We start from the raw sequence: 17,177 nt of genomic DNA, 5'->3' as shown, positions 1-17,177 counted from the left end.
GCAAGAGCGGTAGATTTAGCCTTCTTTGCGTCTCTCTTTAAATTCAGACATCTTGATTCAGACGAAACTAATTTGAGACCATTTCCTAATTTTTTGCGGATGAAGTCAGCTCATAAATTAAGCGCAGATCGGTTCCTGGATAATTGAGTTCCGTTTGATTGAGTTGTTCAAATAACTTTTCTATTGCTTTATTACTTGCAGGTCGGGAAGTACTATGCACACGTATCCGAAGTTGTTTTTTTACTTCATCGGGTAATATATCTGCTTCTGTCACAAACAGCGTTTGTAATAGTTGCCTTGCCATCGGAAAATCGATTGTCGGTGAGGTTAGCAGAGCGGCCATTGCTGTTTCTGCCCGATAAGCGATCATGTTGACAGTATCTATCAGCCGCTTTTTCCCTGGCAGAAGCTGTTCGAACTTATCTTCGTCTCTCAACTCTTGCCAGGTAATGTGTTTGGGCGTTTGGCTTAGTTTTTCCTTGATGGTTTTTAGTTCATTTTCATAATGCTCTATTTCTTCGAGTAATTCTGCTCGTTTTCTTTCCCATTTCTTGTATTTCACATCTTCCGTTTCATCTTTTTTAATCACCGGATGAAGTTCCATCGCTGCAAATCGAGATAGACGGTAATTGAGTTTGGATTGTATCGAATTACGCTGTCCTTCCTGTTGGCGCCTATCAGGGTTGACCACCTTTTGGGTATCGGATAGTGGCTCTATTCCATGCTCCTGTAGCATATCTAGCCCATAGTGGTGCTTCATATATCTAAAAAAGTTCTCTTGGCACCACCGGCTAAACATTCGCCCAGAAACAGCCGTCAACTCTAGTTCATAGGCTGTGGTAATAATACTGGTTTGGTGACCAGAATCAGTCAACTTGCGCACTTCTCTCATCCACATCGCCTGTTTTTTGGTTCCAACCAGACTGCCTCGTTCGGCGAGTTTCATGATGACTTTTTCACCACTCGGTAGTGTGATCTCCTGACTGGAAAAATTGTCCAGTGGCCAATTTTCGGTGGGAAATTTATGATAGGTCATGCAAGCGACACGATGCTTGTCCCACATCTTTCTAAAGAATGCGGGGCTATAGCCTTCTCTATCAAACACCAGGATAAAACGACAGGCTTGTTTGTTTTGCTGTAATGCTTGTGCACTCGGTTGATTCGGAATGTCTTTGAGTAATCGGGGGACGATATCTTCTTCCAGCGTTTTTAGTAAGCCCGGATCCACCGTTTTTTCAACGACAAAGAAGGGACGCCCCGTACCATCATTAACCCAGTAGTCGGTGATACCCCGTAAGCAGAGTTTTTCGCGTGAAACATGCCGTTTGGGAAGTTTAGTCAAGTGTCCATGATAGACACGGACATGACCATCTATGTAGAGTGTTCCTGCTGCCTCTGGTTCATTTTCCATCCATTGTCGACTGAGGTCGGCCGCCCAGCTTTCAACTGATTCTGGATCAGACAGTCCTTTTACTTTGGTTCTTAAACAGCGCACTTCGGGAACCCGATCCAGGCCAAGTAGTTTGCCGAATTCACCCGGTGCATGCTCGCGAAGTTGTTCGGCATTTTTGATGCGACATAGTCCCATAAAGGCGAGTAGCAATAGGATATGAAAGGTTTGATAATAACCTGTCAGTTTGCCAAGGTGGTGCTCAATGTCATTTAATAAGCCATTGCTAAGTAACGCGGGCAATGCACATAACACACCGCCTTTAGGAACATCTAAACAGGATTCGAATTCGATTGAGGCTCCCTTTTCCTGCTCACCCAAAGCCGCCTGGATTCGCTCTTCTACTCGAGTGCAGGCCGTACCGAGTGACTCGGCTGCACTGGCATCAATAATATCACGGGCTGATTTGGTACTGCCATCATTGGGGTCTATTGATACGGCAGACTTTTTTTTAAACGTCCATCACTGATCGCCTTGCGAAAGGTATCTGCCCGGATGCCTAATTCTTTAGCGGCTTCGTTAGGCGTCATACCTTGATCCAGATATTCCTGAGCTTGCTGCAAAACCTCAAGCGTAAAGAGTGGTCCTCCCTTGCGAGTCGGGCGAGGTTCAAAAAACGAATCAGCCCCTTTTTCTCGTAGTTGCCTTAATGAGCGCATAACACTACTTTTAGAGACACCAAAGGTTGTAATAATATCGATTGAACGACAGGAGCCGGTATTGATGAGTTGAGAGGTGTGAAGTCTAAATAATCTCTTATTGTCAGCCTGGTGAGAATAGATCGGGATACCGCCGAGGAAATAAAACCACTCATCATTTCGGTTATCAACACTGACCTGACCATTTATAATAGTCGTACCCTGAGGAATTATTGGGAGCATGAGTTGCTGCATTAATTGAATACCTCGTATGATATGAGGGCTTAGTTTAACCTAAATGAGTACCGTTTTCATTTCTTTAGCTGAAAATATCAATCATTTGACAATAATTCCCTAACCCTTTAATTATATTGCCTAGTTTAAGTTTTAATGGATTTCTTTCAGGATAGCGAATCAAGATGTCTGAAATTAAAATCGTGTTTTTTTTACCTCAAGTGCCTGTTGTCTTAACTCACGATTCTCTTGCTTAAGCTCTGCTATTTTTTTCAGGTGACGCTGTTTAGTTTTTTTAAATTCCCGAATTTCATAGCGGCATTCGATGGTTGTGCGTTTCCAGTTATCACGGCTGTGTAATATTTTTGATAGTTGAATCATGGATTGGGGTCTTCCCATTCTCTATTTTTTGGGGTTTTCACCCCTTAAAAAATACTTCAAATTAGATTAACTATAATCCATAACATGATAACAATAAAGGAAATTATAATTTTATTCTGGCAAAGTTAACCCTTCTAAATATTTGTAAGTGATTGATTATTTAATACGCGGGAGAAATTAGAGAGCTGAATTGGGACTATATGTCGTCTTTTTAATCGGATTACATTTTTCAAGACATTGAATAATACCTAAATCCTGCAAGCCCATATTTTGACTCTCATTAACCTGTCTAGCTAAGTGGTTATTAGGTTTTTACTGCCGCTTTGCCAGCCCTCTTTGTCCAACCGATCAAAATATCCAGATTTAAATCATAAATAGAGGAAATTTTTTGTATCGTATGGATATCCCCCGAGCCCAAGGCAATAAACACCCTGCCAACGTGCCATGACCTTTTAATCAAAGTGACTTAACTTCGGTTAATGTTAAGCGAGTAACCCCACCTTAACCCAATCATCCCATTCCTGTGGATAGAGCGGATCTGCAGGTGTTCTGACTCTCAGCTGATTATTGCCTGTGAGTAATTTTCCAGCCACCCGAATCAGATAAGTACGAAGTGTATCCGGCTCCCATTGGCACAACGTTTTGTTGCCACTCAATTGAGCCATCCAGCGCACGGTATTGTAGGCAAGAACGGCGCAATGAAATAATGCGGCATTAGCCAGAAATTGATTCGTTCTGATTTTACCTAAACCCATTTGTGATTTTGCTTCTTCAATCCATGTTTCGCACGTCGCTCGTTCACCATACTTCTTATGTGTTTGCCAAGGCGATAGAGGTTCAGTTGTTACATAACAAAAATAGTCATATTCTGCCGTATCCCAAAGCTCGGACTGAGGTCCTGTCACTTGTTTAGGTTGCTTTATCCTGACCGCGACAAACTGACGAGAGCGAGACCAGCCACCACAACGATATTGAAACTCGCTCTGCTCCCAACCGGGTCGGCCTTGTATGGCTGTCCAGGCCTGTTTGGCCAGCAATGCGTTCAAATTCTTAAGTTTAACCTTTATTAGATACCCATGCCCTCTGGTATCGAGAAATTCAAGCAAATCACCGACAAAATAACCACTGTCACCGCGAAAAATAATGCGCATCCGATTGGGCAAGTGTGCAAGTAACTGTTTGGTAAATTCTACAACACCATTGCTTGTAAAGGCATTGCCTGTCCGGAACCAGGCTTGTAAAATTTCTTTTGTTTCCGCTAGAAAAGCGAGTTGTGGATGGTATGAACGGGCACCTTTCTTTTTGGGGTTGAAGCCTTTGGCACTTCCTTCTTGTCGACCACAAACGGTGTCCACAGTTGAATCGACATCGACCCACTGGACGGATTGTATGCCAGTTTTCGATTTTCCGGAACGAAGCAATCGCCGCCAGTGTTGACCACGCAAAGTATGCGTGAGCGTTTCAAACTGGCTTATCTGCCTATCACTTACTTCTTTAAAGATCCGTAAAATTGTGGTTTCAACAGGAATCTTTATCCAGCCAGCTACTTTGCGCAGTACGCTATCTGCCCATACGGTCGTCACCTTTGCCATTGATGTTGCTCCCCCCATCATGCCAACCAACGTCAATAGAACCACATCAGATAAGTGATGGTCTGCATTTTCACCCCGCCGATGTGGAACGCTTTGTTTTACGGTTTTTTCAAAACCTATCCTGTCTAAATATTTCACGACGGGAATCAGTCCCGCCTGGCTTGTCAATCCATGTGCTGTAGATGTCATTTTTACCGTTCGGGTACGGTTTCTTACGTGAGATGAGGATTTTGATACTTTAGAGGGCTTCATTAAAACAATGAGATAGTGAAATCAGGAAAATGATATTATATCATTGTTTAATAAGGAGTTTTGTGGATTATTATGTATAATGCTTGCAGGATTTAGGTAATATATATTTAAAATTTAAATGCTATATTTCGACAGCCTAGGCCTGACCCTGGCGTTGCTATTAGTTTAAAATTGATAAAGCGGCTTAAATTGAAGGGGTAAGGCGCCTGGAAACAAATATTGGGCGATTATTTGTTTCCAGGCGCCTAAGTGAGCAGTTACAGAAAATCAGTCTGATCCAAGAGCAACTGCAGTAGAAACACCAACAGCACCAGGGACTCCCCCAATAACTCCACCAACAGCATCTGCTATTAATATTTTCCACCATTTAATCCGCAACTGTGTTCCATCACCACCTTGCTCTTTTGGCGCCCATAATTTAGCGCTATGTCTAGCTATTGAAGCAATTGAATAAAAAACTCGTAAATCGTTAGTTGTTAATTGTCCTACTGTAGGCTTTACCAATATACGTGTAGTAGGATCAGGAAATGTGGGGCCTGATACTACTGGAGGAAAGGTGTAGCTATTTGATATAGATTCCTCAAAATCGCGTATCCGGGATATCAATACAGGTAAAGACATCTCATCGTCAGGCAAAATATTGAAGAATTCGGTTAAAATTTGCTTACCTCTATCAGTAATAGCCCCGCCACCGTGTAGTTTTGCTATTGCTTCTTCAGGAGAAAGCTCGATGCCATCCAATGTAGTTGTTAATTCAACATTGAAGTAGTCATTGGTCAGTTCAAGTATATTACTGTGCAAAATATCAATTTCACGCAATCCATTGTCAACTATTGGCTCTCTAACACCGTCTAGACCTATCAAAACAAAGCGTACACCATCATTATGTGCTCTACCAACCCATTCCATAGGATTTTCAGGGTTTGATATGTCAACATATGGATATGGATTACGTTCAATTAAAGTAGGGGTAAACGACAACCCTGCTTCTGATTCTGTTCCTTGCATATCTACACGAAAATGGGTGGGAGAACCATTAACAGAGAGACATTGAAGATTTAAAATTTTAGTAGCGGTATTGTAGTTCGGTATTGAGGGGCAAGTTTCAGAATAAGCCGTTGTTACGGTTAATAACAATGGCAGAATAGCCAAATATAATATGTTTTTCATCTCAGCATCCTCGATTGGCTCTATTTCACATAGAGCAATCTTAATTAAATTAATGAATTTGCTCATAAATGGTTAACCCCATTCTGAGAGTAACTATAAATAAGCAAGTTTAATCAGACCTTATCATAATATGATTGAAAATACTGTTAAAGCTATTGCACTCCACATGATTTTTGAACACCACCGATGCTAAAAACATCCTTCTTTCCAACAAGGTGCTGTATTAGGAGGCTGTCTGAGAATAGAAAGCCTACTGCGGAAAAGATGATTTTGGTCAAATCCCCCGATTATTTTCGTTAAAGAGCCCGCTATTCTCCTGTAATAATCGAAAAACTTGAGTCAAAATAGCTTTCCCTCGCTACGGCTTCTATTCTCGGACGGCCCCCTAGAGTGTAATAAAATCACGTTCTTAGAACGTGGATATTTAATTTTCCTGTAGGGCAGTAACAGAGTCGTCTAAATTAAGATAATTTCAGCCAGACCTAAAAATACAAAAAAGCCGATTGCATCGGTAGCGGTGGTTAGTAATAACGGCGATGCAATGGCAGGGTCTCCACCAAATTTTTTAATTAATAAGGGTATAGTGAGCCGATTAAACCGGCGATGGCTAAATTGACGATAACAGCTATGGCAATCACGACACCTAATAGTGGCTGGTGAAACCATATCAAAGTCAGGATGGATACTGCGCCTCCCATAATGAGCCCATTGATACTACTCATTTTCATTTCCCTTAGAACCACCGGGTAAGCGCTTTGCCAGTCAACCTGACCCAGGGCGATTTTTCTAACCGTTACCGTGACTGCCTGGTTTCCCACATTGCCACCTAATGCGGCAACTATCGGCATAAGGACGGCGAGTGCCACGATGTGCTCAATCGTTTCAGCAAACACATTCACTACCATTGCGGCACAAGTTAAGGCCACCAGATTAATCAACAACCAGTGTAATCTTGCCTTACGTGCGGAGTCTAAGCTCTCCTCTTCAGCATCTTTATCTGCCCCGGCCATTTTCAGTGCCTGGCTATGTTCCTGGGTACGAATTAAATCGTAGATATCTTCGAACACTATGCGACCTTGCAGTTGCTCTTCCTGATTGATCACGGCAATGACACTCAGCTCATATTCTTCAAATAACTGGATAACTTTTTCTATCGGCGTGGTGTCATGAATGCTCAGCGGTTTATGGTGGTGTACTGCCGCCCGATCAATGATTTCCTGCATGGTGTCCCGGTCAGTAAAGAGTAATAGATCAGTAAAATGCAGTACTGCCACCAGGTGTTGGTCAGCATCGACGACAAATAATTTAAAAATCGGGCTATCCGGTTCCTCTATTCTAAAGTTGCGGACTTTTTGCTTCACTTTTGCCAGGGTATCTTTTAACTCTGCTGTGACCATTTCCATTTGCATATAGGCCCCGGCCTGGTCTTCTGGAAATTGTGAAAGTTGGTGAACCTCCGCTTGTTCGTCAGGCGCTAGCAAATGATAGGTACTCTTGGCGTAATTCTGATCATACTGTCTGACGCGTTGCAAAAAATCGGTCAGGTCATCACTGGTTAGGTGCGAGAGCGCAGTTGCCATCTTTTTATGGGGTATACGTGAAAAAGTTTCTTCAAAGATATGACTGGGTAATTCAAAGAGTATTTTGCACAATGTTTCTAATGGTAATAGTGCTATTTCAGTAAAAAACACACCCACATCAGCTTCATACTGCTGGAGTAATTTTTTGGCAATTTTCCCTGGGTTTTCTGCATCTTTCGGTAGGCCATGAATTTGATGGTTATTAGAATTATCGTCAGTTGTCAGCATAGTATTGTTTGATTATTATTTTTGTTTATATACTTCGCGCGGTCACGGAAGCGGATTCTAGCGGCAGGATTTTTGTTTGTCATTAGTGCGGTAGCAGTAGGCGCATAGCTGGCTACGAAACGATTGCTACAGTGCTAATGACGGACAAAAAGATCAGCAAAGTTGGATGATGTGTGTTTCCAGGAGCCTAATTATAGGCTCTAATGTGCACCGATAACGGCCTTGTCAGGGTCTGGCAATTGATCTTCACTAAACCCACACATTTTAACCTCAATATTCTCACTCTTAGCCGTTTTCAGGAAATCCACCAGAGTTTCCTGAATATCATGATCAATAAAACTGGCATGAGAAGCATCAATAACCAGTATCGAGTTTTGCTGAACTTTATTTAACAGTTTTCTTAATAATGCCTTATTCAAAAATGATACGTCTTTATTGAGTGACAATGTAGCATATTTATCCCCAGTCTCTAGAGTAATGGATTCGTGATAATTTGACCTCATTACAAAAATCATACCAATCCCTATACCAATAACTACACCCAGTAATAAGTCAGTAAATAAAATGGCTGTAACGGTTAATAAAAAAGGTAAGAATTGATTCCAGCCTTGCGCATACATAGAGAAAAATAGCTGTGGTTTGGCTAATTTATATCCCGTTTGTAATAAAATAGCGGCCAGACACGCAAGTGGAATCAAGTTTAAGGTCTGAGCAATAAACAGGATACTAAGCAATAAGAAAATACCGTGAACAAAACTGGATATACGCGTACGACCCCCGGCATTAATATTAGCTGAACTGCGCACAATAACCGCAGTAAGGGGTAAACCTCCAATTAAGCCGCTAAGCAGATTACCTACCCCTTGTGCTTTTAACTCTCGGTTTGTTGGGGCAATACGTCTTAATGGATCCAGTTTGTCTACGGCTTCCAGGCTTAATAAGCTTTCCAGACTTCCGATTATTGCCAGAGTCATGGCAATAATATAAACATCAGGCCGAGCGAGAAAGCTGAAATCAGGAAAGGTAAATAAATTAATAAAATCGGGTAGGCTATCGGTTATAGGCAGAGAAACCAGATGCTTGCTCGAAACCGCATAGTCTGGGAACCATTGTAAGGCTGCGGCATTAAAACCGATCCCCCAGGCAACTGTCACTAACTGACCAGGTATGTGTTTAAGTACGCTTAAACGTTTAATAAAAGCGGTGTCCCAGAGAATCAGGATTATTAATGCCCCCAGGGTAATTGCAGATGCACCGGTCGAGATAGATGCGAAGGCATCAAATACATTATTAAAACTTTCAGCCGCCGTTTCATCCATATAGCCTTCATCAGCTTCGAAATTTTTATCATAACCAACAGCATGAGGTAATTGTTTGATAATCAGAATCAAACCAATTGCAGCTAACATCCCTTTAATCACAGCTGAAGGAAAAAAGGCACCAATCACTCCCGCGCGAAGATAGCCAAAGATTAATTGAATAACCCCGGCTAAGGCGACACAGACCAAAAAGCCGTTATAACTACCGAGTTGTTCAATAGCAGAAAATACAATAACCGTTAAGCCAGCAGCCGGACCAGAAACACTGAGTTGTGATCCGCTAAGCCAAGAGACGAGAAGCCCGCCAATGAGCCCTGCAATAACCCCAGAAAACAGAGGAGCTCCAGATGCCAGGGCAATCCCAAGGCATAAGGGGAGTGCAACAAGGAAAACCACTAAACCCGCGGCAATATCCTGCTTTATATAAGACTTGTAATAATCAAAGTGTTTGTGAATCATTTTTATCTCTTGTCGTGAAGGTTTTTTCTGGCAGATATTATGGCATTATTAACATTTCTAGTGGAGTGTAGTTTATTAGAATTATCGGTACAAACCGCATTCAGAAATAACTGCTGACTTATTCAAACCATCCACTTTCTTCAATGTTTATACGAATGCCGGAAGAACTTTATAATACCTAAATCCTGCAAGCATTATACATAATAATCCACAAAACTCCTTATTAAACAATGATATAATATCATTTTCCTGATTTCACTATCTCATTGTTTTAATGAAGCCCTCTAAAGTATCAAAATCCTCATCTCACGTAAGAAACCGTACCCGAACGGTAAAAATGACATCTACAGCACATGGATTGACAAGCCAGGCGGGACTGATTCCCGTCGTGAAATATTTAGACAGGATAGGTTTTGAAAAAACCGTAAAACAAAGCGTTCCACATCGGCGGGGTGAAAATGCAGACCATCACTTATCTGATGTGGTTCTATTGACGTTGGTTGGCATGATGGGGGGAGCAACATCAATGGCAAAGGTGACGACCGTATGGGCAGATAGCGTACTGCGCAAAGTAGCTGGCTGGATAAAGATTCCTGTTGAAACCACAATTTTACGGATCTTTAAAGAAGTAAGTGATAGGCAGATAAGCCAGTTTGAAACGCTCACGCATACTTTGCGTGGTCAACACTGGCGGCGATTGCTTCGTTCCGGAAAATCGAAAACTGGCATACAATCCGTCCAGTGGGTCGATGTCGATTCAACTGTGGACACCGTTTGTGGTCGACAAGAAGGAAGTGCCAAAGGCTTCAACCCCAAAAAGAAAGGTGCCCGTTCATACCATCCACAACTCGCTTTTCTAGCGGAAACAAAAGAAATTTTACAAGCCTGGTTCCGGACAGGCAATGCCTTTACAAGCAATGGTGTTGTAGAATTTACCAAACAGTTACTTGCACACTTGCCCAATCGGATGCGCATTATTTTTCGCGGTGACAGTGGTTATTTTGTCGGTGATTTGCTTGAATTTCTCGATACCAGAGGGCATGGGTATCTAATAAAGGTTAAACTTAAGAATTTGAACGCATTGCTGGCCAAACAGGCCTGGACAGCCATACAAGGCCGACCCGGTTGGGAGCAGAGCGAGTTTCAATATCGTTGTGGTGGCTGGTCTCGCTCTCGTCAGTTTGTCGCGGTCAGGATAAAGCAACCTAAACAAGTGACAGGACCTCAGTCCGAGCTTTGGGATACGGCAGAATATGACTATTTTTGTTATGTAACAACTGAACCTCTATCGCCTTGGCAAACACATAAGAAGTATGGTGAACGAGCGACGTGCGAAACATGGATTGAAGAAGCAAAATCACAAATGGGTTTAGGTAAAATCAGAACGAATCAATTTCTGGCTAATGCCGCATTATTTCATTGCGCCGTTCTTGCCTACAATACCGTGCGCTGGATGGCTCAATTGAGTGGCAACAAAACGTTGTGCCAATGGGAGCCGGATACACTTCGTACTTATCTGATTCGGGTGGCTGGAAAATTACTCACAGGCAATAATCAGCTGAGAGTCAGAACACCTGCAGGTCCGCTCTATCCACAGGAATGGGATGATTGGGTTAAGGTGGGGTTACTCGCTTAACATTAACCGAAGTTAAGTCACTTTGATTAAAAGGTCATGGCACGTTGGCAGGGTGTTTATTGCCTTGGGCTCGGGGGATATCCATACGATACAAAAAATTTCCTCTATTTATGATTTAAATCTGGATATTTTGATCGGTTGGACAAAGAGGGCTGGCAAAGCGGCAGTAAAAACCTAATAACCACTTAGCTAGACAGGTTAATGAGAGTCAAAATATGGGCTTGCAGGATTTAGGTACTATATAATTAGTGTTTAATTTTAGCAAAGTATTGTCCTTAGCTTTACTATTAATAGCAAGCATATGAATACCAATCTAAATCTAGCTTCTGAAAAGCTGGGGAACTATTTAAGTAAGACACAGGCGCGAATCGCAACCGCTGAATCCTGTACCGGGGGTTGGTTGGCGGAATGTATTACCGAGATCGCAGGCAGTTCAGCCTGGTTTGACCGAGGTTTTATTACCTATAGCAATGCCTCTAAAATCGATATGTTAAATGTTCAGAGCAAGGCTATTGAAAAATTTGGTGCTGTCAGTGCCGAAGTTGCTAGTGAAATGACTCAGGGAACATTGCAAAATAGCCTAGCTGACTACGCCATCTCAATTACCGGGGTTGCAGGGCCGACAGGCGGTAGTGCTGAAAAACCCGTAGGAACAGTGTATATCGCGTGGCAAAAAAGATTTCAACCAGCACAAGTGACTCTAAAATATTTTAGCGGAAGTAGGCAAGAAATTCGTCGCCAAGCTGTTTATACCGCTCTAAACCTAATACCGTTCAAGGATAAATAGGTCCTGCTTTAGCTGCATCGTGTAAAACAATACGCACCGACAGTTGTTAATTAACTTTAACCTAGCTGTTACCATATAAGCCATATGGGTAATATAATAACTCAGGCCATATCCCTTACTTTACAAAAAAAATAAGGGATACAACCCAACCCAAGATATTTCATATTAAATAAAAAACTCAAACTAACCGTATTAGGCTAGCGTTATTGATACCACTTTTTATAAAGTGGAAAAATTGAATCCACTTCGAATCACTAGGAAATAAGCAACCATAACCGTATAATACAAAGCATAAAACCCTTTCTCAAAAACTCTAGCCAATTAATTTAAACGAGAAAATGATAGATTTAATATTTGATGTATTACCCCAAATTCATGGCGGTGGAAATCATGGTGGATTGGGCGCAGTAAAAGGCCTAGAAGCTTTTTTAACTTTCCTGGAATCACTCTCGACAAACCAATAGGGTCAGAAACTAATACTGCTTACTTAACAAAATATTATTACTAATCAATAGCTTGAAATTATAAAAATATCAGTTATGATTGTTGCCTTTTAATATTGGATAAATAATCAGCAACTTATAATAGGTATGTCCCTTCATGATTTCATTATGCCAATTGTACGGCGTTGATTTTAGTGCCTTTCAAGAAAATGCTAATATTGTCTCTTTAATCTATATCTTATTGAAATAATTGATTAATTCTGTCTTAAGTAAGCAGCATTAGGGTCAGTATCGATTGAAAATTAAAATAACCAAATGCCTGCTATGGGTCGTTAGTGATCATTAACCTGCCTTAGCCTGACTACCGAGGGAAACATTGATAAGATATCCTTGCCTTAATAAACTCGGAATTTACCAGGCACTCAAGGTTAGTACCTGATAAAAACTCGCCCTATAATGTCAGCCCAGGCACTAAACAACCACCCGCTTAAAGACGGGTGGGTTAGAGAGTTTGGCGACTGAAAGTCGAGATACAGGGCGAATAGCCCTGTTATTTTGGTTCACCATACTCTGCCTTAAAATTATCATTCGGATTTGCTTCAAAATGATGCTCCAAATAATTGGTAACCATTTCTTCGCTCATTTGCCCTACCGTGACACAAAAATACCCTCTTGCCCAAAAATGCTTTTCCCAATAACGCTTTTTCAATACTGGATACTCTTCAAAAAGTTTTCTTGCACTTCGCCCTTTTATCCTTCGCATTATCTCGCTAGGAGCCATGTTTGGCGGCGCTGAAACCACTATATGCACATGATCCTTACTAACAACTCCTGACAAAATCTTAATTTCAAATGCTTCACAGGTCTGCCTAACCAACTCCCTTACTCGCAAACTAACATCCCCACTTAACACTTGGTATCTATATTTTGTAACCCATACAAAATGGTATTCGATGTTGTAAACTGTATGATTGCCATAGCGATATTCCATTTCTTAAATTATAGCATTTGAGATAAATCTGTTCGCCTGAAAGGCGAAGGTTTTAACCTTACGAATGGAAAATAAAGACTAATCTTATATACTCACTGGGAAATTCTTAGCTATCTTTGAGTGCTCAATCTTTCCTTCTTGTACAAAGAAACTTATATTTCCAAAACTGTCACATACCCAGAATTCCTTTGCGCCTTGCTCAAAATAAATTATTTTTTTTTCATTAATCTCTCGTTTTGTATTTGAAAAAGATAGTACTTCTATGCAAATTTCAGGAGCTATTGAACACTCGACTTCATTTTCTATTTTTTCAAGCAAACTATCTGATGCCCAGGCAACATCAGCAACTTTTGTCCCTTGTTTTGTTTTAATGGCACATTCTGCTAATGCCTCCCCGCCTGTTATGTTCTTATATAGATGCCCTATAATTTTCCCCTGAAGGATTGAATGATTAACTTTGACGGGGGTCATCAATACTTTACCTTGACTGTTAAGCTCTATTTTAAAGGGAAGGTTTTTTAAATTTTGATTTTCACATACTTCTTGCCATTGCATATAAAATTACCTTTTAATGTAAATCAAAGAAACCATGCGACCACGGGGCTCAGCCAACTTGATTTTGCGACTTGTTTACTCACTTGTTCATTCCTTTCGTCAGGCTAGAAATTTGAGAAAAGGAATGAACATGACACACTTAAGCACGATGGAGCGCGGATCTTTAGTCCGTCTTTTAAAATGTAGGCTCAAGAGACTGTGAAAGTATTCTGCGTTACCCTTCAAACGTTGGGGTTCGTGCCTCACCCGCAACCTACACTGATAGTTAGCCTGTCAGTTTTAATATCCCTATGACCAGTCCGCCTATACCTAGCAACATACCAAAGCTCCAGCGCATTTGAAGTTTTATTTCTTGATGTATATCCATTATTGCCTGGCTTTGTTTTTCTAGTTGTTTGTCTATCTGATCCAGCCGTTTATCAACTTGCTCAAAGCGCTTATCTACCTGCTCAAAGCGTTTATCCACCTGCTCAAAACGCTTTTCCATTTGTGCAAAGCCGGTTAACATCAGCTCCCGTTGATGCTTTAATTCTTCTTCCACACGGGTCGTTCTTTCACGCAATTCTAACTCATAACGCACATTAGCATTTCCAACTTCAGGTGTTGCTAGGATGGATTGTCTAATTAACTCCTGTATTTGTTCTATGTCTTCTTGTGCTAGTGCCATTTTTATGTGTCCTACATTAGTGTTCAGACTCAATTGATGTTGAACTTACTTCAACCTAGAAAAATCAGTTGCTCACGGTTTCTAGCACAAGCTCTTGATCCCACTGCACTTCCAAAAAATGCCTGCTTAACCTACGGGTGAAGCTAAGATTTTTTGAAAGTATTATATTAATTCAATATCTTGCACTATAAATTCGCGCTCAACTGATTTTTCTAGGTTCAATAATATTACATTTCATGGGTAAAACCGAATTATTTGATTTATCCGTAACATTGAAACCTACTTTTGATAATCATACTGATAAAAATATTTACCATACCCATACCCCGAAGAAACAGCACGTACATCGTTAAAAATACAGCCTTTAATCTCTATATCATTCTGTTTTAGCCGTTTTACGCTTTGTTCTAGTTCTCTTAATGGGTGCTCACCTGACCTTATCACCATTAAAGTTGCGCTTGCCATACGCCCGATAATACTCGCGTCGGTAACGGCTAATATGGGCGGGGAATCGATAATAATATGATCGTATTTCTGCCCTAGTTCTTCAAGCAATAATCCAAAATTCTCATGTAGTAATAACTCAGATGGATTAGGAGGAATTGCCCCGGTCGGAATAAAGTCTATCTTTGCAGGCTCTATTCTGTGTATTGCAGTAGAAGGTTTAATAACATTAGAAATAAGATCTGATAGACCATTTTCCCGACTGATGCCAAACACTTTATTCAGAAGACCTTTACGTAAATCGCCATCAATTAATAATATTTTCTTTCCAGAACTGGCTAAAACAATGGCCAGATTAGAGGAAACAAAACTCTTGCCCACCCCAGGGCTAGGGCCCGTAATCATAATAATATTGTTCTTTGCTTCCAGAAATGCAAAATGCAGTGTTGTACGTAGGCTACGTAAACTTTCTATGGCCATATCATCTACATCTTCCAAAGCCAGAACAAGGGGGGGGCCAAAATAGGTTTTATTTTTTTTCAGTTCTCTATTTAACTGTAGCTGCTTTTCACTATGCAGAACCGAGGCATACACAGGCACATTAAGTTGCTTTTCAATGATATCAGGATCTTCTATTCCGTGATGCAAAGCCTTACGAAGAAACACTAAAGCAAGGGCTAACAATAGGCCTATAAAAAAAGCGATCATAACAATATTTCGCTTAATGGGCTTAATTGGATTAGATGGCATGATTGCATAATCAATGACTCTTACATCGCCCACTGTGCCCGCTTTGGAAACCTTTATCGTTTGTAAATTGTTGAGCATGGTGGAATACAGACGGGCATTAACCTCAACATCTCTCGAAAGTCTGAGTATTATTTGTTGTGTCTCTGGTAGCTCGGATATTTTGTTATTATGTTTTTTTAATTGCGATTTCAATCTATCAATTTGCTTGTCTATAGAGACGATAACAGGATGAAAAGGAGTAAAACTGCCGCGTAATTCATCCTTCTTTTGCTCTAATAGGGTTATCTGGGCATTGACACTTACAACTCCACTTAAGATGCTCTTTGTTTCTATACCCAAATCTACAGAGCCTTTTTCCAGGCGGTATTCGTTTAATGCATCGGTTGCAATCTCTAGCTGGTTTTTAATGGTGGGCAACTGCTTTTCCAGAAACTCTAGCGTATTCTGTGCTTCTACTGATTTTTTCTCTACATCCATGCGCACATAGATTTGGGCGACTTCATTTAATGTTTGCATTGCATAAGCTGGCGAGGCAGAGTTCATGGTGAAACTGAGAATTCCGAGACCCTGCCCCTTTTCTGCTACGGACAAACTCCCTATCAATCCCCATATTGCACTTATATGTGATTGCCGAAGTAGAGTAAAGTGAGTTCCTGAACGCGCTTTAAGGACAGAGACAAATAAGCGCAGTGAATTATTTTCTCCGGTAATTTTTTTATCGACTGGTTTTCCAACTTCGCCATTAACAATAACATTTCCGGCACTATCTACCAGTTCAAAATACCCTTCTTTTCCGGCAATCAGCGTTAATGCTCTGCCTATCCAGCTATCAGGTACATCTAGCGTATCGACTTTAATAACTTCACCACCCCAGGCATATTCAGATAAATTAAGCCAGGGAGATGCGAGTTTATCTAAATTCTGGGCAGCAAAGCTTCGAGCCATTGCCCGACCAATAACCGGAAAATACTTAGGATAGCTTACAACTTCCAGATTCAATCTATCGACAGTGGCACCCATCACCATTCTGGATTTGATTACTACCATTTCAGCCCCGACAGGGACATATCCGTACCCACCTCCCCCCATGCCTGAAAAAGGGTCCTGCGACATCATGGATGATCTCGTAGGCTCCACCTGTAACATGGCATCTGCTTGGTAAATAGGTACTTGTAATATTGCTTTAACAATCCCTATTACAACAGCAATAGCCGTTATAGATATAATTAATCCTTTATTTTCTAATAAGGTTCCAATTAACTCTCTTAGATTTATTCCCTCATCATTAAATTGATCATTGTCAGGTGTCTGTTCAATTTTCGAAAAATTATCAACCATATTTTTTAATTCGCTTTTGAATGTGTTTTAGATTTTTGCTTAGGGAGATAGAAATAAATAATCGTCCAATTTTTGAGGCTGAGAAACAGCTTCAATGATACTTCGCCACGTATCATTATATCAACAGCTATCTGGGGCGCAGTGCCTTAGAGGCTGTGAAAGTATTCAATATTATGCCTACAACGACAGGTTTCGTAGGTTGGGGTGAGCTTGCGAACCCCAACAATCAATGACTTACTTAGCCTCGGTTGTTGGGGTTCATG

The 17,177-nt window shown here is 41.0% G+C and carries 12 protein-coding genes and 1 pseudogene; 2 read left to right on the top strand and 11 right to left on the bottom strand.

The window, feature by feature from the left end; genetic code table 11:
* Positions 1 to 85: 85 nt before the first annotated feature.
* The 7 genes and pseudogenes from ACQY3F_RS04045 to ACQY3F_RS04015 form a co-directional block, all read right to left on the bottom strand.
* Positions 86 to 1,840 (bottom strand): putative transposase, encoded by a 1,755-nt coding sequence (locus ACQY3F_RS04045; protein ID WP_428357602.1) that lies wholly within the window; start codon positions 1,838 to 1,840, stop codon positions 86 to 88.
* 38 nt (positions 1,841 to 1,878) lie between these two features.
* On the bottom strand, positions 1,879 to 2,343 hold the full coding sequence (locus ACQY3F_RS04040; protein ID WP_428353676.1) for a hypothetical protein: 465 nt from the start codon (positions 2,341 to 2,343) through the stop codon (positions 1,879 to 1,881).
* A 174-nt stretch (positions 2,344 to 2,517) separates the two neighbouring features.
* Entirely contained in the window at positions 2,518 to 2,703 is a 186-nt protein-coding gene (locus ACQY3F_RS04035; protein ID WP_428353674.1) for a hypothetical protein, read from the bottom strand.
* 482 nt (positions 2,704 to 3,185) lie between these two features.
* Positions 3,186 to 4,547: an IS1380 family transposase gene (locus tag ACQY3F_RS04030; protein WP_428352972.1), complete on the bottom strand. Its 1,362-nt coding sequence runs from the start codon at positions 4,545 to 4,547 to the stop codon at positions 3,186 to 3,188.
* A 267-nt stretch (positions 4,548 to 4,814) separates the two neighbouring features.
* Entirely contained in the window at positions 4,815 to 5,783 is a 969-nt protein-coding gene (locus tag ACQY3F_RS04025) for a hypothetical protein (RefSeq protein WP_428353672.1), read from the bottom strand.
* A gap of 390 nt (positions 5,784 to 6,173) precedes the next feature.
* Positions 6,174 to 7,525, bottom strand: a pseudogene (locus ACQY3F_RS04020) (magnesium transporter).
* Between the two features lie 200 nt (positions 7,526 to 7,725).
* On the bottom strand, positions 7,726 to 9,303 hold the full coding sequence (locus ACQY3F_RS04015; protein WP_428353670.1) for a SulP family inorganic anion transporter: 1,578 nt from the start codon (positions 9,301 to 9,303) through the stop codon (positions 7,726 to 7,728).
* Between the two features lie 274 nt (positions 9,304 to 9,577).
* Here ACQY3F_RS04015 and ACQY3F_RS04010 point away from each other — a divergent pair, with 274 nt between their 5' ends.
* Positions 9,578 to 10,939 carry an IS1380 family transposase gene (locus tag ACQY3F_RS04010; protein WP_428352976.1) on the top strand — a complete coding sequence of 454 codons (1,362 nt, stop codon included), beginning with the start codon at positions 9,578 to 9,580 and terminating at the stop codon, positions 10,937 to 10,939.
* A 301-nt stretch (positions 10,940 to 11,240) separates the two neighbouring features.
* Positions 11,241 to 11,726 carry a CinA family protein gene (locus tag ACQY3F_RS04005; RefSeq protein ID WP_428353668.1) on the top strand — a complete coding sequence of 162 codons (486 nt, stop codon included), beginning with the start codon at positions 11,241 to 11,243 and terminating at the stop codon, positions 11,724 to 11,726.
* Positions 11,727 to 12,719: 993 nt separating this feature from the next.
* Here ACQY3F_RS04005 and tnpA read toward each other — a convergent pair.
* The 4 genes from tnpA to ACQY3F_RS03985 form a co-directional block, all read right to left on the bottom strand.
* Positions 12,720 to 13,160 carry an IS200/IS605 family transposase gene (gene tnpA / locus ACQY3F_RS04000; RefSeq protein WP_428353666.1) on the bottom strand — a complete coding sequence of 147 codons (441 nt, stop codon included), beginning with the start codon at positions 13,158 to 13,160 and terminating at the stop codon, positions 12,720 to 12,722.
* Between the two features lie 84 nt (positions 13,161 to 13,244).
* Entirely contained in the window at positions 13,245 to 13,715 is a 471-nt protein-coding gene (locus tag ACQY3F_RS03995) for a Uma2 family endonuclease (protein ID WP_428353664.1), read from the bottom strand.
* A gap of 265 nt (positions 13,716 to 13,980) precedes the next feature.
* Complete coding sequence (locus ACQY3F_RS03990) at positions 13,981 to 14,382, bottom strand: hypothetical protein (RefSeq protein ID WP_428353662.1); 402 nt, start codon at positions 14,380 to 14,382, stop codon at positions 13,981 to 13,983.
* Positions 14,383 to 14,661: 279 nt separating this feature from the next.
* On the bottom strand, positions 14,662 to 16,914 hold the full coding sequence (locus tag ACQY3F_RS03985; RefSeq protein ID WP_428353660.1) for a polysaccharide biosynthesis tyrosine autokinase: 2,253 nt from the start codon (positions 16,912 to 16,914) through the stop codon (positions 14,662 to 14,664).
* Positions 16,915 to 17,177: the final 263 nt, after the last annotated feature.

The sequence above is a fragment of the Methyloprofundus sp. genome, from assembly GCF_965251085.1.
Lineage (GTDB): Bacteria > Pseudomonadota > Gammaproteobacteria > Methylococcales > Methylomonadaceae > Methyloprofundus.
Note: the sequence above shows the minus strand (reverse complement) of the source record. Positions and strands in the feature narration are given on the sequence as shown.